The sequence below is a fragment of the Burkholderia pyrrocinia genome (assembly GCF_018417535.1).
GTDB lineage: Bacteria > Pseudomonadota > Gammaproteobacteria > Burkholderiales > Burkholderiaceae > Burkholderia > Burkholderia pyrrocinia_E.
In genome coordinates, this window is record NZ_CP070977.1 from 196,565 (window position 1) to 216,105 (window position 19,541).

The 19,541-nt window shown below is 68.3% G+C and carries 20 protein-coding genes; 11 read left to right on the forward strand and 9 right to left on the reverse strand.

Going from position 1 to position 19,541, the window contains the following annotated elements; translation table 11 throughout:
• Position 1 precedes the first annotated feature (1 nt).
• Complete coding sequence (locus JYG32_RS00915; RefSeq protein WP_213264387.1) at positions 2 to 382, forward strand: DUF1493 family protein; 381 nt, start codon at positions 2 to 4, stop codon at positions 380 to 382.
• A 78-nt stretch (positions 383 to 460) separates the two neighbouring features.
• Here JYG32_RS00915 and rng read toward each other — a convergent pair whose 3' ends face one another.
• The 9 genes from rng to upp form a co-directional block, all read right to left on the reverse strand.
• On the reverse strand, positions 461 to 1,930 hold the full coding sequence (gene rng, locus JYG32_RS00920; RefSeq protein WP_174383220.1) for a ribonuclease G: 1,470 nt from the start codon (positions 1,928 to 1,930) through the stop codon (positions 461 to 463).
• 8 nt (positions 1,931 to 1,938) lie between these two features.
• Complete coding sequence (locus JYG32_RS00925; protein WP_174383221.1) at positions 1,939 to 2,571, reverse strand: Maf family protein; 633 nt, start codon at positions 2,569 to 2,571, stop codon at positions 1,939 to 1,941.
• A gap of 50 nt (positions 2,572 to 2,621) precedes the next feature.
• A complete protein-coding gene (rlmH, locus tag JYG32_RS00930) occupies positions 2,622 to 3,092 on the reverse strand; it encodes a 23S rRNA (pseudouridine(1915)-N(3))-methyltransferase RlmH (RefSeq protein WP_059468149.1) in 471 nt (156 codons plus the stop codon).
• 19 nt (positions 3,093 to 3,111) lie between these two features.
• The gene (rsfS, locus tag JYG32_RS00935; protein ID WP_174383222.1) at positions 3,112 to 3,564 is read right to left on the reverse strand and encodes a ribosome silencing factor; all 453 of its coding nucleotides are present in this window, start codon (positions 3,562 to 3,564) and stop codon (positions 3,112 to 3,114) included.
• 4 nt (positions 3,565 to 3,568) lie between these two features.
• Positions 3,569 to 4,294, reverse strand: a complete 726-nt coding sequence (locus JYG32_RS00940) for a nicotinate-nucleotide adenylyltransferase (RefSeq protein WP_213265352.1) — start codon at positions 4,292 to 4,294, stop codon at positions 3,569 to 3,571.
• Between the two features lie 14 nt (positions 4,295 to 4,308).
• Complete coding sequence (gene hemF, locus JYG32_RS00945; RefSeq protein ID WP_174383223.1) at positions 4,309 to 5,232, reverse strand: oxygen-dependent coproporphyrinogen oxidase; 924 nt, start codon at positions 5,230 to 5,232, stop codon at positions 4,309 to 4,311.
• Between the two features lie 118 nt (positions 5,233 to 5,350).
• Positions 5,351 to 6,631 (reverse strand): phosphoribosylamine--glycine ligase, encoded by a 1,281-nt coding sequence (gene purD, locus JYG32_RS00950; RefSeq protein ID WP_174383224.1) that lies wholly within the window; start codon positions 6,629 to 6,631, stop codon positions 5,351 to 5,353.
• 104 nt (positions 6,632 to 6,735) lie between these two features.
• Complete coding sequence (locus JYG32_RS00955; RefSeq protein WP_034184847.1) at positions 6,736 to 7,464, reverse strand: YebC/PmpR family DNA-binding transcriptional regulator; 729 nt, start codon at positions 7,462 to 7,464, stop codon at positions 6,736 to 6,738.
• A 218-nt stretch (positions 7,465 to 7,682) separates the two neighbouring features.
• Positions 7,683 to 8,333: a uracil phosphoribosyltransferase gene (upp, locus tag JYG32_RS00960; protein WP_174383226.1), complete on the reverse strand. Its 651-nt coding sequence runs from the start codon at positions 8,331 to 8,333 to the stop codon at positions 7,683 to 7,685.
• Between the two features lie 206 nt (positions 8,334 to 8,539).
• Here upp and JYG32_RS00965 point away from each other — a divergent pair, with 206 nt between their 5' ends.
• The 10 genes from JYG32_RS00965 to kdpE all read left to right on the forward strand — a co-directional run bounded on the left by JYG32_RS00965 (position 8,540) and on the right by kdpE (position 19,536).
• A complete protein-coding gene (locus tag JYG32_RS00965; protein ID WP_174383227.1) occupies positions 8,540 to 9,319 on the forward strand; it encodes an SDR family oxidoreductase in 780 nt (259 codons plus the stop codon).
• 50 nt (positions 9,320 to 9,369) lie between these two features.
• Complete coding sequence (locus tag JYG32_RS00970) at positions 9,370 to 9,762, forward strand: methylglyoxal synthase (protein ID WP_111016456.1); 393 nt, start codon at positions 9,370 to 9,372, stop codon at positions 9,760 to 9,762.
• A gap of 177 nt (positions 9,763 to 9,939) precedes the next feature.
• Positions 9,940 to 10,914, forward strand: a complete 975-nt coding sequence (locus tag JYG32_RS00975) for a quinone oxidoreductase family protein (protein ID WP_174383228.1) — start codon at positions 9,940 to 9,942, stop codon at positions 10,912 to 10,914.
• Between the two features lie 175 nt (positions 10,915 to 11,089).
• Complete coding sequence (locus JYG32_RS39420; protein ID WP_283842729.1) at positions 11,090 to 11,215, forward strand: hypothetical protein; 126 nt, start codon at positions 11,090 to 11,092, stop codon at positions 11,213 to 11,215.
• Positions 11,212 to 11,304 carry a K(+)-transporting ATPase subunit F gene (kdpF, locus tag JYG32_RS00980; protein ID WP_006752209.1) on the forward strand — a complete coding sequence of 31 codons (93 nt, stop codon included), beginning with the start codon at positions 11,212 to 11,214 and terminating at the stop codon, positions 11,302 to 11,304. The genes JYG32_RS39420 and kdpF overlap by 4 nt, the downstream gene beginning before the upstream one ends.
• Complete coding sequence (gene kdpA / locus JYG32_RS00985; RefSeq protein ID WP_213264388.1) at positions 11,301 to 13,106, forward strand: potassium-transporting ATPase subunit KdpA; 1,806 nt, start codon at positions 11,301 to 11,303, stop codon at positions 13,104 to 13,106. The genes kdpF and kdpA overlap by 4 nt, the downstream gene beginning before the upstream one ends.
• Before the next feature lie 54 nt (positions 13,107 to 13,160).
• A complete protein-coding gene (kdpB, locus tag JYG32_RS00990) occupies positions 13,161 to 15,245 on the forward strand; it encodes a potassium-transporting ATPase subunit KdpB (RefSeq protein WP_174383230.1) in 2,085 nt (694 codons plus the stop codon).
• Between the two features lie 18 nt (positions 15,246 to 15,263).
• A complete protein-coding gene (gene kdpC / locus JYG32_RS00995; protein WP_174383231.1) occupies positions 15,264 to 15,845 on the forward strand; it encodes a potassium-transporting ATPase subunit KdpC in 582 nt (193 codons plus the stop codon).
• A 156-nt stretch (positions 15,846 to 16,001) separates the two neighbouring features.
• The gene (locus JYG32_RS01000) at positions 16,002 to 18,845 is read left to right on the forward strand and encodes a DUF4118 domain-containing protein (RefSeq protein WP_213264389.1); all 2,844 of its coding nucleotides are present in this window, start codon (positions 16,002 to 16,004) and stop codon (positions 18,843 to 18,845) included.
• Positions 18,838 to 19,536, forward strand: coding sequence for a two-component system response regulator KdpE (kdpE, locus tag JYG32_RS01005; protein WP_174384334.1), 699 nt, complete (start codon positions 18,838 to 18,840; stop codon positions 19,534 to 19,536). The genes JYG32_RS01000 and kdpE overlap by 8 nt, the downstream gene beginning before the upstream one ends.
• Positions 19,537 to 19,541 lie beyond the last annotated feature (5 nt).

Here is a 19,541-nt window from a genome sequence, read left to right on the forward strand (position 1 = left end):
CGTGCCGACCGATACGTGGGAAAAGCTGGCCGCATTTGCGCGTGAAGAGCTTGGTCGCCCGTTGTTCGGCGGCGAACTGAGGATCGACCCGTCGTCACGCCTCGAAGAGGATCTGCGCGTGACGGGAATCGACGCAATCGAGTTCATCGACAAATGGGCGGAAACATTCGGTGTGCATGCCGACGACTTTCCCTACGGCCGGTACTTTGGCCCGGAGGGACAAGAACTGGTGACGTCGTTTCTCGCGCTGTTTTCCGAGCGATACCGTAAGCCACCGCGCGTGCCTCTGACGCTCGGCATGCTGGAACAAGCGATGCGTATCGGCCGCTGGGATACCGACACGATCGAGCGTGGCGCGCGGGAGGCTGCCCGCCGGGAATAGCCGTTCGTCGAAGCGTGTCGGTTGCGCGAAATCCTTACCGTGCCGGGCGGGATTCGCGCAACCGTACTCGACGGACCTTTACATCAGCACGATATCGTACTGTTCCTGGCTCAGGTTCGATTCCACCTGCAGCGACACCGGCTTGCCGATGAAGTCGATCAGCATTGCGAGATGCTGCGACTCCTCGTCGAGGAACAGGTCGATCACCTGCTGCGCGCCAATCACGCGGAATTCACGCGGGTTGAACTGCCGCGATTCGCGCAGGATCTCGCGCAGGATGTCGTAGCACACGGTGCGCGGCGTCTTCACCTGGCCCTTGCCCTGGCAGGTCGGGCACGGCTCGCACAGCACGTGCGCGAGCGATTCGCGCGTGCGCTTGCGCGTCATCTCGACGAGCCCGAGCTGCGAGAAGCTGTTGACTGTCACGCGCGTGCGGTCGCGCGACAGTGCCTTCTTCAGTTCGGACAGCACCGCGTCGCGATGCTCGGCGTTCTCCATGTCGATGAAGTCGATGATGATGATCCCGCCGAGGTTGCGCAGCCGCAGTTGCCGCGCGATCGTGTGCGCGGCCTCGAGGTTGGTCTTGAAGATCGTGTCGTCGAAGTTGCGTGCGCCGACGTAGCCGCCGGTGTTCACGTCGATCGTCGTCATCGCTTCCGTCTGGTCGATCATCAGGTAACCGCCCGACTTCAGGTCGACGCGGCGCGACAGTGCGCGCTGGATCTCCGTCTCGATGTTGTACAGGTCGAACAGCGGCCGCTCGCCCGTGTAGTGGTGCAGCTTCGGGCTCACGGCCGGCGTGAACTCGGACGCGAATTCCGAGAGGCGCTGGTAGGTCTCGCGCGAATCGACCTGGATGCGCGTCGTGTCGTCGTTCGCGAAATCGCGCAGCACGCGCTGCGCGAGATCGAGATCCTGGTACAGCAGGCTCGTCGCCGGCAGCCGCTGCGCCTGCGCGACGATCGTCGCCCACGTCTTGCGCAGGTACGTGACGTCGCCGGCCAGTTCGTCGGAGGTCGCATCCTCGGCGATCGTGCGCACGATGTAGCCGCCTTTCTCGTCCGGCGGGATCACCGCCGTCAGGCGCGCGCGCACGGCTTCGCGTTCGGCCTCGCTCTCGATCTTCTGCGAGATGCCGATATGCGGTTCCTGCGGCAGGTAGACGAGCGTGCGGCCCGCGATGCTGACCTGCGTCGACAGCCGTGCGCCCTTCGTGCCGATCGGATCCTTGATCACCTGGACCATCAGCGTCTGGCCCTCGAACACGGTCTTCTCGATCGGCTGGTGTGGTGCATTCGACTGCGGCTCGCCGGCGAGACGCGGATGCCAGATGTCGGCGACGTGCAGGAACGCCGCGCGCTCGAGGCCGATGTCGATGAACGCCGACTGCATGCCGGGCAGCACGCGCACGACCTTGCCGAGATAGATGTTGCCGACCCGCCCGCGCGACAGCGTGCGCTCGACGTGAAGCTCCTGCACCGCGCCTTGCTGGACGAGTGCGACCCGCGTTTCCTGCGGCGTGAGGTTGATCAGGATTTCTTCGTTCATGGTGGGATTCAGAAGGCGACACGCGCGGCGCGCAACAGCGCCGCGGTCTCAAAAAGGGGCAGACCCATGATACCCGAATGGGAACCGTCGATCCGCTCGATGAATTCGGCCGCGCGCCCCTGGATCGCATACGCGCCTGCCTTGCCGAACGGCTCGCCCGTTTCGACGTAGCGTGCGTACGCGTCGAGCGACGCGGCCGCGAAGCGCACCGACGAGCGCGACAGCGCGGGCGGCAGCAGCTCGCCGCCGGCATCGATCACGGCGACGGCGGTCAGCACCGCGTGTTCGCGGCCCGCGAGGCGCGTCAGCATCGCGAGCGCGTCATCGGCGTCGGCCGGCTTGCCGAGGATCGCGCCGTCGATCGTGACGGTGGTATCGGCAACCAGCACCGGAGCGGCCGGCTTGCCGCTCGCGACGAGGCGCGCGCGTGCGGCCTCGGCCTTTGCGACGGTCACGCGCCGGACGTACGCATCGGCGGCTTCGCCGGGCAGTTCGGCCTCGAGTGCCTCGGCGTCCTCGTCGGGGCGCGGCAGCAGCAGCTCGAAGCGTACGCCGATCTGCTGCAGCAGCTCCTGGCGGCGCGGGCTTTGCGAAGCGAGGTAAAGGGTCGGGAAAAGCGCGGCGGACGTGCTGGACGGCATGTGTCGTTATCTCGGTGAGCGCGCGCGGCGCGCGTCTCGAGGACGACACGTCATGCGCGGTGGTAGGGGTGATTCTGCGTGATGCTCCACGCCCGGTAAAGCTGTTCGGCGAGCAGCACGCGCACCATCCCGTGCGGCAGCGTCATGCTCGAGATGCGCAGCAGCACGTCGGCGCGCGCTTTCAGTTCCGGATCGAGCCCGTCGGCGCCGCCGATCACGAACGCGACGTCGCGGCCGTCCTGCTGCCAGCCGGGCAGCGCCTGCGCGAGCTGCATCGTGGTCCAGTCGCGGCCGCGCTCGTCGAGCGCCACGATGCGCGCGCCCTTCGGCAGCGCGGCCTCGATCTTCTGCCGCTCGGCCGCCATCACGCTTTCGGCGCTGCGGCCGCCCGAACGCAGTTCTGGCTTGATCTCGCGCAACTCGATGCGCAGCTCGGGCGGCATCCGCTTCGTGTATTCATCGAAGCCGGATGCGATCCAGCCCGGCATCTTGTGGCCGACCGCGAGGATGAAAAGCTTCATCGGGACGATTCGTCGCGACTTAGCGGCGGCGGGCGGCCGTCTTGCGTGCCGGGCGGGCCGGCGCTGCTTCTTCCTCGTCTTCGTCGTCTTCGCTGGCCGTGGCGAAGCCGCCGTTCGGGCCCTTGCCGCCGCCGAGCTTCATCCGCACGGGCTTGTCGCCCCAGATTTCCTCGAGGTTGTAGTACTGGCGCAGGGCCGGCTGCAGGATGTGCACGACGGCGTCGCCGCAGTCGACCAGCACCCATTCGCCGGTTTCCTCGCCCTCGGAGCTGACGATGTCGCCGCCGGCTTCCTTGACCTTGTCGCGCACGCTCGATGCGAGGGCCTTGGTCTGGCGGTTGGACGTGCCCGATGCGACGACCACGCGGTCGAACAGTTCGGTCAGGTGGCTGGTGTTGAACACCTTGATGTCTTGCGCCTTGACGTCTTCGAGGGCGTCGACGATCACGCGCTGCAGTTTGCGAATATCCATGGAATCAGGTGTGGTAGAGGCGATGTTGAAGAATATAGGCCCATACGGCGGCCGGCACATGCTCGGCCGACGCATCGGGCATTTGCGCATGGCGCGCGATGCATTCGCGCAGGTGCGCGCGGATGTCGGTCGCGGCAATGTCGAACGCGAGGGTCGTGTCGATCAGCAGGTGGCCGGCCGGCGTGGCCTTCAGCACGTCGGCGCCGGCCTGCCGCGCGGCGATTTCCTGCGCGACGTCCGGCGGCGCCGCGCCGAGCTCGAAGCCCGGTCGCGTCGACGCGCAGATGTGCGCGTAGTCGAACAGCTTGCGCCAGTCGTGCCACGTGTCGAGGCGCACGAGCTGGTCGGCGCCGATCAGCAGCGACAGCGACGCGTCCGGGCCGACCCGCTCGCGCCAGCGCGCCAGCGTGTCGACCGTGTAGGTCGGGCCGGCGTGCTCGATTTCGTCGGTGGCGACGGTCACGGTCACGCCCGGCAGCACGAGCGAATCCGCGGCTGCGCGCGTCATCGCGAGCCGATGCTCGGCGGCCGACACGTCGCGCTTCTGGTACGGCTGCCCGGCGGGCAACAGCACGAGATCGGTCAGGCCGAGCCGCTCGGCAAACCGGCGCGCGAGCGCGAGATGGCCGTCGTGGATCGGGTCGAAAGTACCGCCCAGCAAGCCGATACGACGCGGCAGCGGGGCGGGGCGGGCGGTGGTGTCCAGAAACGCGTCCTTTTCTTGGGGCAGCGGGGCGCGCGGGCTCAGACCCAGTCGCGCGGCACGATGAAGTCGCTGTACAGGCGCGCTTCGGGCGTGCCCGGTTCGGGCTGCCAGTTGTAGCGCCAGTTCGCGACCGGCGGCATCGACATCAGGATCGACTCGGTCCGGCCGCCGCTTTGCAGGCCGAACAGCGTGCCACGGTCGAACACGAGGTTGAATTCGACGTAGCGGCCGCGGCGGTACGCCTGGAAGTCGCGTTCGCGCTCGCCGTACGGCAGGTCGGCGCGGCGCTCGACGATCGGCAGGTAGGCCTGCAGGAACGCATCGCCGACGCTTTGCATCATGTCAAACGAGCGTTCGAATCCGGGTTCGGAGAAATCGTCGAAGAAGATCCCGCCGATGCCGCGCATCTCGTTGCGGTGCTTCAGGAAGAAATACTCGTCGCACCATTTCTTGAAGCGCGGATAGAGCTCGGCGCCGAACGGGTCGAGCGCATCCTTGCACGTCTGGTGGAAATGCCGCGCGTCGTCCTCGAAACCGTAAACCGGTGTCAGATCCATGCCGCCGCCGAACCAGAACACGGGCTCCTCGCCCGGTTTCGTCGCGATCAGCATCCGCACGTTCATGTGCACGGTCGGGCAGTACGGATTGCGCGGGTGCAGCACGAGCGACACGCCGAGCGCCTCGAAGCCGCGGCCCGCGAGCTGCGGGCGCGCCGCGCTCGCCGACGGCGGCAGCGCGTCGCCCGCGACGTCCGAAAAGCCGATTCCCGCACGTTCGAACACGCGGCCGCCTTCGAGAATCCGCGTGCAGCCGCCGCCGCGCAGGCGTTCGGCCGGCCCGCGCTGCCATGCGTCGGTCGCGAGCGGCGTGCCGTCGAGCGCGCCGAGCGCATCGGCGATGCGTGTCTGCAGGCCCTGGAGGTACGTGCGCACGCGCGCCACGTCGTAGGTCGAATCGGTCATGTCTGGACTGGCTGCCCCCGCCCGAAGCGGGGGCCGTAAAAAAGGCATCTGCCGGGCATTCTATCGAACCCCGGCAGAGGGGCCGCCGCCGCGCGAGGGCGGGGCGGCGGTTGCGACTTCACACGCTCTTGCGGTTGAGCGCGCGGAAACCGATGTCGCGGCGGTACTGCATGCCTTCGAAATTGATCTGGTTGATCGTGTCGTATGCATGCTGCTGCGCTTCGCGCACCGAATCGGCGAGGCCGACCACGCACAGCACGCGGCCGCCGGACGTCACGAGCTTGTCGCCGTCGCCGAGCGTCGTGCCCGCATGGAACGTGACGGCCTGCGCGGTTTCGGCCGGGATCCCGTTGATGCGGTCGCCCTTGCGCGGCGCGTCCGGGTAGCCGTGCGCGGCCAGCACGACGCCGAGCGCGGTGCGGCGGTCCCAGTCGAGTTCGACCGTGTCGAGCGTGCCCGCGATCGCCTGCTCGACGATCTTCGAGAAATCGCTCTTCAGGCGCGCCATGATCGGCTGCGTTTCCGGGTCGCCCATCCGGCAGTTGAACTCGAGCGTGCGCGGATTGCCGTCCTTGTCGATCATCAGGCCCGCATACAGGAAGCCCGTGAAGCGGATGCCGTCCTTCTCCATCCCGCGCACCGTCGGCATGATGATCTCGCGCATCACGCGGGCGTGCATCTGCGGCGTGACGATCGGCGCGGGCGAATACGCGCCCATGCCGCCGGTGTTCGGGCCGCGGTCCTCGTCGAGCAGGCGCTTGTGGTCCTGGCTGGAAGCCAGCGCCAGCGCATGCTTGCCGTCGACCATCACGATGAAGCTCGCTTCCTCGCCGTCGAGGAATTCCTCGATCACGACGCGCGCGCCGGCATCGCCGAGCTTGTTGCCCGACAGCATCATGTCGACGGCGGCGTGTGCCTCCTCGAGCGTCATCGCGACGACGACGCCCTTGCCGGCCGCGAGGCCGTCGGCCTTCACGACGATCGGCGCGCCCTTCGCGTCGATGTACGCGTGGGCCGCGGCCGCATCGGAGAAGGTTTCGTAGTCGGCCGTCGGGATGCCGTGACGCTTCATGAACGCCTTCGCGAAATCCTTCGAGCTTTCGAGCTGTGCGGCTTCGCGGGTCGGGCCGAACACCTTCAGGCCGCGCGCACGGAACAGGTTGACGATGCCGGCCGCGAGCGGCGCTTCCGGCCCGACGAGCGTGAACGCGACGCCTTCGCGTTCCGCGAAATCGGCGAGTTCGTCGAGCGACGTGATATCGACGTTCTTCAGACGCTCGTCCTGCGCCGTGCCGCCATTGCCGGGCGCGACGTAGACCATCTGGACACGCGGCGACTGCGCGAGCTTCCACGCCAGCGCGTGTTCGCGGCCGCCGGAACCGACGACGAGTAGTTTCATGGGATTCCCCGCAGACTAGAAAACAGGGCGGCCGGCACGCTCAGGCGCGCCGGCCGCGAAATCGGTCGGGCCGCCGCCGCGACAGGAGCACGGCGGCCGGCATCTCATTCCTCGACGATGACGGCGTTCGTATACACGTCCTGCACGTCGTCGAGGTTCTCGAGCGCGTCCAGGAGCTTTTGCATCTTCGCCGCGTCGTCGCCGGTGAATTCGACTTCGTTCTGCGGCTTCATCGTCACTTCGGCGAGTTCGGCCTTGAAGCCGGCGGCTTCGAGCGCGTCCTTCACCTTCGAGAATTCCTGCCAGTCGCACAGCACTTCGATCGAGCCGTCGTCGTTCGTGTTCACGTCGTTCGCGCCGGCTTCGAGCGCGGCTTCCATCAGCGCGTCTTCGGACGTGCCGGGGGCGAACAGGAACTGGCCGACGTGATCGAACATGAACGCGACCGAGCCGTCGGTGCCCATGTTGCCGCCGAACTTCGAGAATGCGTGGCGAACTTCCGCGACCGTACGGGTGCGGTTGTCGGTCAGCGTGTCGACGATGATCGCCGCGCCGCTGATGCCGTAGCCTTCGTAACGGATTTCCTCGTAGTTCGCGCCGTCCGCGCCGCCGACGCCGCGATCGATCGCGCGCTTGACGTTGTCCTTCGGCATGTTCGCGTCGGCCGCCTTGTCGACCGCGAGACGCAGGCGCGGGTTCGAGTTGACGTCGCCGCCGCCGAGGCGCGCCGCGACCTGGATTTCCTTGATCAGGCGGGTCCAGATCTTGCCGCGCTTCGCGTCGGCCGCTGCCTTCTTATGCTTGATGTTGGCCCATTTCGAATGACCAGCCATACCTTTCTCCGTGCCCGGGCGCGCAGCGCGGGCGATTGTGCCAATGTGTCGTTGAATCGGCGGCCGTTTCGGCGGGCATGAAGCCGCGGGGCCGCGCGTGTCGAGTGGATCGAGATTTTATCACGCGGCGACCGTCGGATCGGGGCCGCCGCGCATGGCCGAACGGCCGGGCAGGCCGCCGCGGACCGGGCCGCGCGCCGCGCGGCCGCGCAGGCATGTCAGTTCTTGGTGCCGAACAGGCGGTCGCCCGCGTCGCCGAGGCCCGGCACGATGTACGCGTGCTCGTTCAGGTGCGAGTCGAGCGACGCGACGTACAGCTTCACGTCCGGGTGCGCGTCCTGGAACACCTGCACGCCCTCGGGCGCGGCGACGAGCGCGACGAACATGATGTTCGCGGCCGGCACGTTGCGGCGCTTGAGCACGTCGACCGCATGCACGGCCGAATAACCGGTCGCGACCATCGGGTCGCACAGGATGAAGACGCGATCCTCGAGGTCGGGCAGGCGTACAAGGTATTCGACCGGGCGGTGGTCCTCGGCGCGGTACACGCCGATATGGCCGACGCGCGCGGACGGGACCAGGTCGAGCAGGCCGTCCGACATCCCGATGCCCGCGCGCAGCACGGGCACGATCGCGAGCTTCTTGCCCGCGATCACGGGCGCGTCGACCTCGACGAGCGGGGTTTCGACCCGCCGGGTCGTGATCGGCAGGTTGCGGGTGATCTCATAGCCCATCAGCAGCGTGATCTCGCGCAGCAGCTCGCGGAACGTGCGCGTCGACGTGTCCTTGTCGCGCATGTGGGTGAGCTTGTGCTGGATCAGCGGGTGATCGAGGATGAAGAGATTCGGGAAACGGCTGTCCTGTTTCATGACGGGGGCGCCTTGACGGCAAAAGGGGATCGGGGCGACGGCGCCGAGCCGGCCGCCGCTTATGGCCGCAATTTTACCAAGGCGCGTCGCATGATCCGGATATTATCGACGTCTCACGACAATCCGCGCGCCGCGCGCGCCCGTTCGCCCGCCCACCGGCGCGACACGGGGCCGCATCGGCGCGCGTCGCCACCAGGGAATCGACGATGGATCTCGGCATCGCAGGAAAGACCGCGCTCGTGTGCGCGGCAAGCAAGGGCCTCGGGCGCGGCTGCGCGGAAGCGCTGGCCGCCGAGGGCGTGAATCTCGTGATCGTCGCGCGCACGCGCGACACGCTCGAGGCGACCGCCGACGCGATCCGCGCGGCGTCCGGCGTGTCGGTCACGGCGGTCGCGTGCGACATCACGACGCCGGACGGCCGCGCGGCCGCGCTCGCCGCGTGCCCGCAGCCGGATATTCTCGTGACGAATGCCGGCGGGCCGCCGCCCGGCGACTTCCGCGACTTCTCGCACGACGACTGGATCCGTGCGCTCGAGTCGAACATGCTGACGCCGATCGAGCTGATCCGCGCGACCATCGACGGGATGATCGCGCGCGGCTTCGGTCGGATCGTCAACATCACGAGTTCGGCCGTGAAGGCGCCGATCGACGTGCTCGCGCTGTCGAACGGCGCGCGCTCGGGGTTGACCGGCTTCGTCGCCGGGCTGTCGCGCAAGGTCGCCGGCCAGGGCGTGACGATCAACAGCCTGCTGCCGGGGCTGTTCGACACCGACCGGATCGCGACGACGCTCGCCGCGTCGGCGCAGGCGCAGGGCGTGACGGTCGACGAGATGCGCGCGCGGCGCACGAAGGACATCCCGGCCGGCCGCCTCGGCACGCGCGACGAATTCGGCGCGGCGTGCGCGTTCCTGTGCAGCGTGCATGCCGGCTATATCACCGGGCAGAACTGGCTGCTCGACGGTGGCGCGTATCCGGGCACGTTCTGACGCCCCCGATTCACGATCACGACAACAACCGAACGACGAAGGAACTGGAGATGAGCAAACCCCGCATCGCACTGATTGCGCACGACGCGAAGAAGGACGAGATCGTCGCGCTCGCGGGTCAATACCGCGCGACGCTTGCGCAATGCCGGCTGGTCGCAACGGGCACGACGGGCGGCCGCATCGCGGCCGCGCACGGGCTGGAGGTCGAGCGCAAGCTGTCGGGGCCGCTCGGCGGCGACCTGCAGATCGGCGCGGAACTGGCCGACGGCCGCGTCGACATCGTCGTGTTCCTGCGCGACCCGATGACCGCGCAGCCGCACGACCCCGACATCACCGCGCTCGTGCGCGCATGCGACGTGCACGACGTGCCGGTCGCGACCAACGTCGCGACAGCGCGGATGCTGCTCGACGATCTGGCGCGGAACATGCAGGACGTTTGCTAGGCGCTTGCCGCGCCCGATTGCCCCTGCCGTCGGCAGGGCCATGCACGGACAGCGGCCACGCGCGAGAATCGTGCGTCGCGACGCGCACCTGCCGCCCGGTTCCCGCATGAATCGGCCGGCCCGCGCATCGGCGACCCGGATTTTTTCCTGACCGATTGACAGACAAGGAGCAAAACGATGCCGAAAGCAATCCGATACGACCAGCCGGGCGGCCCGGACGTGATGAAGTGGGTCGATGTCGAGGTCGGCGAGCCGAAGGCGGGCGAAGTCCGCATCCGGCAGCATGCGGTCGGGCTCAACTACATCGACGTGTATTTCCGCACGGGCCTCTATCCGCAGCCGCTGCCCGGCGGCCTCGGGATGGAGGCGGCGGGCGAGGTGACGGCCGTCGGCGACGGTGTGACCGCGCTCAAGGCGGGCGACCGCGTTGCGTATGTCGGGCAGCCGCCGGGCGCGTATGCGCAGGAGCGCGTGCTGCCGGCCGAGCGGCTCGTGAAGCTGCCGGACGGCATCAGCTACGACGACGCGGCGTCGGTGATGCTGCAGGGGCTGACCGCGCACTACCTGTTGCGCCGCACGTACCCGGTGAAGGCCGGCGACACGATCCTGATCCACGCGGCGGCCGGCGGCGTCGGCCTGCTCGTGTGCCAGTGGGCGAAGGCGCTCGGCGCGACCGTGATCGGCACGGTCGGCTCCGACGAGAAAGCCGCGCTCGCGAAGGCGCACGGCTGCGATCATCCGGTCGTCTACACGCGCGAGAACTTCACGCAGCGCGTGAAGGAGATCACCAACGGCGCGGGCGTGCCGGTCGTCTACGATTCGATCGGCAAGGATACCTACGTCGGCTCGCTCGACAGCCTCGCGCCGCTCGGGCTGTTCGTCAGCTTCGGCAACGCGTCGGGCCCGCTGCCGCCGATCGATTCGAAGGAGTTCTCGTCGCGTGGCTCGCTGTTCTTCACGCGCCCGACGCTGTTCTCGTACATCGCGAAGCGCGCCGATCTCGAATCCGCGGCCGCCGAGCTGTTCGACGTGCTGCTGTCGGGCAAGGTGAAGACGAGCATCAACCAGCGTTATCCGCTCGCGGAAGTCGGCCGCGCGCATGAAGATCTCGAAGCGCGCAAGACCACCGGCTCGACGATCCTCGTTCCCTGACCCGTCCCTGCGTGCCGGCGCCACGCCGGCACGCGCCTTCGCGGGCGCGCCGCGGCGCCGCCCGTCCTGTCTCCGGTTTTCTCCCGTCCGCGTTTACACGTTTTTTATATCCGCCCCGATACCTTTGACCCGTCCTTTACGTGCGTTCCCATAAGGTTCTAGTCGTCTGAGTTCGATGACGGAGAACACAAAAATGGATGGGGTTTTTATCGGCGCCCTGGTGCTTTTCACCGCGCTGATCCTCGGTTTGATTGCCGGTTGCGAGAAGCTCGTGCAATACGGTCGCGGGGGGCGAGCATGACCTGGATGCTTTGGCTGGCAGGCGCGTCCACCGCGCTGCTGTTCGCGTATCTCGTCTTTGCGCTGCTGCGCGCGGAGGACATCGAATGAACGCGAACAACCTGTTGCAATCGCTGTTGTTCATCGTCGTGCTGTTGGCCGCGGCCGTTCCGGTCGCGCGCTACCTGACGGCCGTGATGGACGGCAGCTCGCGCGTCGTGCGCGTGTTCGGGCCGCTCGAACGCGTGCTGTACCGCATCGCCGGCGTCGACGCCGGCACCGAAATGAACTGGAAGCAGTACGCGATCGCGACGATCGCGTTCAATGCGCTCGGCGCACTGTTCCTCTACGGCCTGCTGCGCCTGCAGGGCTTCCTGCCCGGCAACCCGCAGCAGTTCGGCGCGATGACGGTCGACGGCGCGTTCAACACGGCCGTCAGCTTCGTCACCAACACGAACTGGCAGGACTACACGCCCGAGCAGACCGTCAGCTACCTGACGCAGATGCTCGGCCTGACCGTGCAGAACTTCCTGTCGGCGGCGACCGGCATCGTCGTCGTGATCGCGCTGATTCGCGGCTTCGCGCGTCATACCGCGCAGACGATCGGCAACTTCTGGGTCGACCTCACGCGCGTGACGATGTACGTGCTCGTGCCGATGTCGGTGATCATCGCCGCGCTGCTGATGAGCCAGGGCGTGATCCAGAACATGAAGGCGTTCGAGGACGTGCCGGTGCTGCAGGCCAGCACCTACGCGGCGCCGAAGCTCGACGCACAGGGCAACCCGGTGAAGGACGCCAAGGGCAACCCGGTGACGGTGCCGACCCGGCTCACGAAGCAGACGCTCGCGATGGGCCCGGTCGCGTCTCAGGAAGCGATCAAGATGCTCGGCACCAACGGTGGCGGCTTCTTCAACGCGAACTCCGCGCACCCGTACGAGAACCCGACGCCGTTCGCGAACTTCATCCAGATCTTCGCGATCCTGATCATCCCGGCCGCGCTGTGTCTCGTGTTCGGCCGCATGATCGGCGACCGCCGCCAGGGCATCGCGGTGCTCGCGGCGATGACGGTCGCGTTCGTGATCGCGGTCGGCTTCGAGGTCAGCGCCGAACAGGCCGGCAACCCGACGCTCGCCGTGCTCCACGTCGACCAGTCGGCGAGCGCGCTGCAGCCGGGCGGCAACATGGAAGGCAAGGAAACGCGCTTCGGGATCGCGCAGACCGGCATCTTCACGGTCGCGACGACGGCCGCGTCGTGCGGCGCGGTCGACACGATGCACGATTCGCTGACGCCGCTCGGCGGCCTCGTGCCGATGCTGCTGATGCAGCTTGGCGAGGTGGTCTACGGCGGGGTCGGCTCGGGCCTCTACGGAATGCTGGTGTTCGCGCTGCTCGCGGTGTTCGTCGCCGGCCTGATGATCGGCCGCACGCCGGAATACGTCGGCAAGAAGATCGAGTCGTACGAGATGAAGATGGTGTCGATCGTCGTGCTGCTCACGCCGCTGCTGGTGCTGGTCGGCACGTCGATCGCGGTGCTCGCCGATGCCGGCAAGGCCGGCATCGCGAACCCGGGCCCGCACGGCTTCTCGGAAATCCTGTACGCGTTCAGCTCGGCCGCGAACAACAACGGCAGTGCGTTCGCGGGCCTGACGGTCGGCACGCCGTTCTACAACTGGATGACCGCGATCGCGATGTGGTTCGGCCGCTTCGGCACGATCGTGCCGGTGCTGGCGATCGCCGGCTCGCTCGCCGCGAAGAAGCGCATCGCCGCGACGAGCGGCACGCTGCCGACGCACGGTCCGCTGTTCGTCGTGCTGCTGCTCGGCACCGTGCTGCTGGTGGGCGCGCTGACCTACGTGCCGGCGCTTGCGCTCGGCCCTGGCGTCGAGCACCTGATGATGTGGCTGGGCGCGTAATGCGCGCCCGCATGGCGACACATTGAAAAGACTGAAGAGATTGAAGAGATCGCAATGACTCAACATTCCGCAACACGGTCCATGTTCGATCCGGCGCTGCTGCGCCCGGCGATCGTGGACTCGTTCAAGAAACTCACGCCGCGCACGCAGTTCCGCAACCCGGTGATGTTCTGCGTATACGTCGGCAGCATCCTGACCACGATCCTGTGGATCGCGGCGCTTGCCGGCCAGGCCGAGGCGCCCGCGGGCTTCATCCTCGCGATCGCGCTGTGGCTGTGGTTCACGGTGCTGTTCGCGAACTTTGCCGAAGCGCTCGCCGAAGGGCGCTCGAAGGCGCAGGCCGCGTCGCTGCGCAGCGCGAAGAAAGACGTGATGGCGAAGAAGCTCAACGAGCCGCATCCGAAGTCGCCGATCCGCATCACGACCGCGACCGAGCTGCGCCGTGGCGACGTCGTGCTCGTCGAGGCCGGCGACGTGATCCCGGCCGACGGCGAGGTTGTCGACGGTGTCGCGTCCGTCGACGAATCGGCGATCACCGGCGAATCCGCGCCGGTGATCCGCGAATCGGGCGGCGACTTCTCGTCGGTGACGGGCGGCACGCGCGTGCTGTCCGACTGGATCGTCGTCAAGGTCACCGCGAACCCGGGCGAAGCGTTCCTCGACCGGATGATCGCGATGGTCGAAGGCGCGAAGCGCAAGAAGACGCCGAACGAGATCGCGCTGACGATCCTGCTCGTCGCGCTGACGATCGTCATGCTGCTCGCGACCGCGACGCTGCTGCCGTTCTCGACGTTCGCGGTCGAGGCGATGAAGGCCGGCCACGTGGTGACGATCACCGCGCTCGTCGCGCTGCTCGTGTGCCTGATCCCGACGACGATCGGCGGCTTGCTGTCCGCGATCGGCGTGGCGGGGATGAGCCGGATGATGCAGGCGAACGTGATCGCGACGTCGGGCCGCGCGGTGGAGGCGGCCGGCGACGTCGACGTGCTGCTGCTCGACAAGACCGGCACGATCACGCTCGGCAACCGCCAGGCATCGACGTTCGTGCCCGCTCCGGGCGTGACCGAGGAAGCGCTGGCCGATGCCGCGCAACTGTCGTCGCTCGCCGACGAAACGCCGGAAGGCCGCAGCATCGTCGTGCTCGCGAAGGAGCGCTTCAACATTCGCCAGCGCGACATGGCGCAACTGCATGCGACGTTCCTCGGCTTTTCCGCGCAGACGCGAATGAGCGGCGTCGACCTGCCCGGCCGCGAGATTCGCAAGGGTGCGGCCGACGCGATCCGCCGCTACGTCGAGACGCACGGCAGCCGGTTCCCGGAAGAAGTGCGTCGCGCGGTCGACGAGGTCGCGCGCCGCGGCAGCACGCCGCTCGTCGTGGCCGACCTGCATGAAGGCGCTGCGCGCGTGCTCGGCGTGATCGAGCTGAAGGACATCGTGAAGGGCGGCATCAAGGAGCGCTTCGCGGAACTGCGCAAGATGGGCATCAAGACCGTGATGGTGACGGGCGACAACCGGCTGACGGCCGCGGCGATCGCGGCGGAAGCAGGCGTGGACGATTTCCTCGCGGAAGCGACGCCGGAAACCAAGCTCGCGACGATCCGCGAGCACCAGGCGGCCGGCCGGCTCGTCGCGATGACGGGCGACGGCACCAACGACGCGCCGGCGCTCGCGCAGGCCGACGTGGCGGTGGCGATGAACACGGGCACGCAGGCCGCGAAGGAAGCGGGCAACATGGTCGACCTCGACTCGAACCCGACGAAGCTGATCGAGATCGTCGAGATCGGCAAGCAGATGCTGATGACGCGCGGCTCGCTGACGACGTTCTCGATCGCGAACGACATCGCGAAGTACTTCGCGATCATCCCGGCCGCGTTCGTGACGACGTACCCGCAACTGCGCGTGCTCGACATCATGCACCTGACGTCGCCGGCGTCCGCGATCCTGTCGGCGGTGATCTTCAACGCGCTGATCATCGTCGCGCTGATCCCGCTCGCGCTGAAGGGCGTGCGCTATCGTCCGCTCGGCGCCGCGTCGCTGCTGCGCCGCAACCTGCTGGTCTACGGCCTCGGCGGCGTGCTGCTGCCGTTCCCGTTCATCAAGCTGATCGACATGACGCTCGCCGCACTCGGCTGGGCCTGAGGTCTTGAAGGAAACATCATGAAAACGTTGATTCGTCCGCTCGTCGTGATCTTCGTCGTGCTTGCCGCCGTGACGGGGCTCGCTTACCCGGCCGTGATGACCGTGTTCGGCCAGGCCGTGTTCCCGTCGCAGGCGAACGGCAGCCTGATCGAGAAGGACGGCAAGGCGGTCGGCTCCGCGCTGATCGGCCAGCAGTTCGATGCGCCGAAGTACTTCTGGGGCCGGCTGTCGGCCACGGCGCCGATGCCGTACAACGCGACCGGTTCCGGCGGCTCGAACCTCGGCCCGCTGAACCCGTCGCTCGCCGACCAGGTGAAGGGGCGCATCGCCGCGCTGCGCGATGCCGGCACCGACCTGTCGAAGCCCGTGCCGGTCGACCTCGTGACGGCGTCGGCGAGCGGCCTCGATCCGGAGATCACGCCGGCCGCCGCCGCGTACCAGGTCGAGCGTATCGCGAAGGCGCGCAACCTGGCGCCCGACGCGGTTGCGCAACTCGTCGCCGCGAACACGACGGGCCGCCAGTTCGGCGTGCTCGGCGAGCCGCGCGTGAACGTACTGAAGCTGAACCTCGCGCTCGACGCGGCGCAGGCCGCGCACTGAGCGTGCGTCCGGGCCCCGGCCCGGCACCCGGCGCGGCCCGAGCCGCGCCGGACGCACATTTTCCCGACGGCGCATGCGCCGTCTTTGCCTTTTGCGGCGATTTGGAACAACAATGCTCGTACTCGCGCGCATCCGGGCGCTCCGCCTTCCTGACGCATGAACCGTCCCGATCCAGACCAACTCCTCGACAAGCTGCAGCGAGACGAAGCAAAGCAGCGTCGCGGCCAGCTCAAGATCTTCTTCGGCGCATCGGCCGGCGTCGGCAAGACCTACGCGATGCTGCAGGCCGCGCGCCAGCGCCTGCAGGACGGCGTCGACGTCGTCGTCGGCATCGTCGAGACCCACGGCCGCAGCGAAACCGCCGCGCTGCTCGACGGTCTCGACGTGCTGCCGCTCGCACGCATCGACTATCGCGGCCGCACGCTCGCCGAATTCGATCTCGATGGCGCGCTCGCCCGCCAGCCGCAACTGATCCTCGTAGACGAACTCGCGCATTCGAACGTCCAGGGCGCCCGGCACCTGAAGCGCTGGCAGGACGTCTACGAACTGCTCGACGTGGGCATCGACGTGTATACGACCGTCAATGTCCAGCATCTCGAAAGCCTGAACGACGTGGTCGGCGCGATCACCGGCATCCGTGTGTGGGAGACCGTGCCCGACCGCGTGTTCGACGCGGCCGACGAGGTCACGCTCGTCGACCTGCCGGCCGAGGAGCTGCTCGAGCGGATGCGCGACGGCAAGGTCTATCTCGCGCAGCAGGCCGAGCGTGCGGTGCGCAACTTCTTCCGCAAGGGCAACCTGATCGCGCTGCGCGAACTGGCGCTGCGGCGCACGGCCGACCGCGTCGACGCGCAGATGCGCGAATACCGCGCCGACCGTTCGATCCAGCGCATCTGGCAGGCGCGCGAACGGCTGCTCGTGTGCGTCGGGCCCGGCGCCGAAGCGCCAACGCTCGTGCGCGCGGCCGCGCGGCTCGCCGCGAGCCTGAAGGCCGACTGGATCGCCGTGTATGTCGAGACGCCGCGCCTGCAGCGGCTGCCCGACGCGCAGCGGCAGCGCACGCTCGACGCGCTGAAGCTCGCGGCCGAGCTCGGCGCGGAGACGGCCACGCTCGCCGGCGCCGATGCGGTCGCCGCGCTGATCGGCTATGCGAAGGTGCGCAACGTGTCGAAAATCGTCGCGGGCGGCTCGCCGAAGGTCGGGCTCGTGCGCCGCTTCGCGCGTCCGTTCGGCGAGCAGCTTGCCGAACGCGCGGGCGACGTCGACCTGATGCTGATCCGCGCGTCCGCGAGCGACGAGGCGCGCGCCGCGCCGCTCGACCCGCGCGCGCGCGACTGGCGCGATGCGTTCGCACAGTTCGGCACGCACCGTTCGCCGCCGCGGCACTACGTGTACGCGGCCGCGATCTGCGCGGCGATCACGGTCGTCGCGAGTCTCGTGTCCGAGCGGCTCGATCTCACGAACCTCGTGATGCTGTACCTGCTCGGCGTCGTGTTCTCTGCGGTGCGACTCGGGCGCGGCCCGGGCGTGCTGCAGTCGTTCCTGTCGGTGGCCGCGTTCGATTACTTCTTCGTGCCGCCGCGCATGTCGTTCTCGGTCAGCGACACGCAATACCTGCTGACCTTCTTCGGCATGCTGCTGACGTCGCTCGTGATCAGCCACCTGACGTCGACGCTGACGCGCCAGGCGAGCGTCGCGCAGCGCCGCGAGCGCCGCACCGGTGCGATCTACGCGATGGCGCGCGAGCTGGGCGCGGCGCTGACGACCGAGCAGATCGTCGAGATCGGCAGCCGCCACGTGGGCGAGGTGTTCCGCGCACGCGTCGCGTTCCTGTTGCCCGACAGCGCGGACAAGGTGCGCCAGAAGATCGAGGAGCCCGACGCGGCCGTCACGCTGACGGGCGCCGATCTCGACAGCGACGTCGGCCAGTGGGTGTACGACCAGCAGAAGCCGGCCGGCCGCGGCACCGACACGCTGCCCGCGACGGCCGCGCTGTACCTGCCGCTGAAGGCGCCGATGCGCACGCGCGGCGTGCTCGCGGTCGCGTCGCGCGAGCCGCGCGAACTCGAGGTGCCCGAGCAGCAGCGGATGCTCGATGCATTTGCCGCGCAGATCGCGCTCGCGCTCGAACGCGTGCACTACGTCGAGATCGCGCGCGACGCGCTCGTCAACATGGAGTCCGAGCGGCTGCGCAACTCGCTGCTGTCGGCGATCTCGCACGACTTGCGCACGCCGCTCACGACGATCGTCGGCTTTTCGTCGATGCTCGCGAACGGGCGCGCGGCCGCGCAGGGCGGCGACGCCGCGGCGGCCGAACGATTCGCGCAGCGCGAGGGCGAGCTCGTCGACGCGATCCACGACGAGGCGCTGCGGATGACGGGCATCGTCACGAACCTGCTCGACATGGCGCGGCTGCAGGCCGGCAGCCTGCAGCTCAAGCGCCAGTGGTCGCTGCTCGAGGAAACCGTCGGCGCCGCGCTCGCCGCGTGCAAGCGCGTGCTCGCGCGCCATCCCGCGCGCGTGTCGCTGCCGGCGGACCTGCCGCTGCTGCAGATGGACGCGGTGCTGATGGAGCGCCTGTTCACCAACCTGTTCGAGAACGCGGCGAAGTACACGCCGCCCGATACGCCGATCGACATCGGCGCAGAGCGCGTCAGCGACGACGGGCTGCCGTTCGTGCGTGTGCACGTCGACGATCACGGCCCGGGGCTGCCCGCCGGCATGGAAACGCGGATCTTCGACAAGTTCACGCGCGGCGAGAAGGAATCGGCGACGCCGGGCATCGGGCTCGGCCTCGCGATCTGCCGCGCGATCGTCGAGGCGCACGGCGGTAAAATCGGCGCGCTCAACCGCACTGCGCCCGACGGCCACGTGACGGGCGCACGCTTCTGGTTCACGCTGCCGGTCGAGACGCCGCCGGCCGCGCCTGCCGTGCCCGACGACGAATCCGATGTGCCGGGCGCATCGTCCCCATCCGAGTCATTGCCAGACCATGAGTGAACCCAGCCTGACCGTCGTCCTGATCGAGGACGAAAAGCAGATCCGCCGTTTCGTGCGCGCCGCGCTCGAAGAGGAGGACATCGCCGTGTTCGAGGCCGAGACGGGCAAGCAGGGGCTGATCGACGCGGCGACGCGCAAGCCCGATCTCGTGATCGTCGACCTCGGTTTGCCCGACACCGACGGCCTCGACGTGATCCGCGAGCTGCGCGGCTGGTCCGAGGTGCCGGTGATCGTGCTGTCCGCACGTACGCAGGAAGAGGAGAAGGTCGCGGCGCTCGACGCGGGCGCCGACGATTACCTGACCAAGCCGTTCGGCGTGTCCGAACTGCGCGCACGGATCCGCGCGCAACTGCGCCGGCGCAACCAGGGCGGCGCGAACGAGTCGCCGAAGGTGAGCTTCGGCACCGTGACCGTCGATCTCGCGCTGCGCCAGGTGTGGCGCGACGGCGAGATCGTGCACCTGACGCCGCTCGAATACCGGCTGCTCGCGACGCTCGTGCGGCACGCGGGGCGCGTGCTCACGCACCGCCAGTTGCTGCGCGAAGTGTGGGGGCCGTCGCACGTCGAGAGCCATCACTACCTGCGCATCTACATGGCGCACCTGCGCCAGAAGCTCGAGCGCGACCCGGCGCAGCCCGAGTACATCGTCACCGAGACGGGCGTCGGCTACCGGCTGGTCGGTGCCGCGTGACGGGC

Coding starts and splice junctions, on each gene's coding strand:
- rng (WP_174383220.1), bottom strand. CDS start 1,930: ATGAACGAAGAAATCCTGATCAACCTCACGCCGCAGGAAACGCGGGTC.
- JYG32_RS00925 (WP_174383221.1), bottom strand. CDS start 2,571: ATGCCGTCCAGCACGTCCGCCGCGCTTTTCCCGACCCTTTACCTCGCT.
- rlmH (WP_059468149.1), bottom strand. CDS start 3,092: ATGAAGCTTTTCATCCTCGCGGTCGGCCACAAGATGCCGGGCTGGATC.
- rsfS (WP_174383222.1), bottom strand. CDS start 3,564: ATGGATATTCGCAAACTGCAGCGCGTGATCGTCGACGCCCTCGAAGAC.
- hemF (WP_174383223.1), bottom strand. CDS start 5,232: ATGACCGATTCGACCTACGACGTGGCGCGCGTGCGCACGTACCTCCAG.
- purD (WP_174383224.1), bottom strand. CDS start 6,631: ATGAAACTACTCGTCGTCGGTTCCGGCGGCCGCGAACACGCGCTGGCG.
- JYG32_RS00955 (WP_034184847.1), bottom strand. CDS start 7,464: ATGGCTGGTCATTCGAAATGGGCCAACATCAAGCATAAGAAGGCAGCG.
- upp (WP_174383226.1), bottom strand. CDS start 8,333: ATGAAACAGGACAGCCGTTTCCCGAATCTCTTCATCCTCGATCACCCG.
- JYG32_RS00965 (WP_174383227.1), top strand. CDS start 8,540: ATGGATCTCGGCATCGCAGGAAAGACCGCGCTCGTGTGCGCGGCAAGC.
- JYG32_RS00970 (WP_111016456.1), top strand. CDS start 9,370: ATGAGCAAACCCCGCATCGCACTGATTGCGCACGACGCGAAGAAGGAC.
- JYG32_RS00975 (WP_174383228.1), top strand. CDS start 9,940: ATGCCGAAAGCAATCCGATACGACCAGCCGGGCGGCCCGGACGTGATG.
- JYG32_RS39420 (WP_283842729.1), top strand. CDS start 11,090: ATGACGGAGAACACAAAAATGGATGGGGTTTTTATCGGCGCCCTGGTG.
- kdpF (WP_006752209.1), top strand. CDS start 11,212: ATGACCTGGATGCTTTGGCTGGCAGGCGCGTCCACCGCGCTGCTGTTC.
- kdpA (WP_213264388.1), top strand. CDS start 11,301: ATGAACGCGAACAACCTGTTGCAATCGCTGTTGTTCATCGTCGTGCTG.
- kdpB (WP_174383230.1), top strand. CDS start 13,161: ATGACTCAACATTCCGCAACACGGTCCATGTTCGATCCGGCGCTGCTG.
- kdpC (WP_174383231.1), top strand. CDS start 15,264: ATGAAAACGTTGATTCGTCCGCTCGTCGTGATCTTCGTCGTGCTTGCC.
- JYG32_RS01000 (WP_213264389.1), top strand. CDS start 16,002: ATGAACCGTCCCGATCCAGACCAACTCCTCGACAAGCTGCAGCGAGAC.
- kdpE (WP_174384334.1), top strand. CDS start 18,838: ATGAGTGAACCCAGCCTGACCGTCGTCCTGATCGAGGACGAAAAGCAG.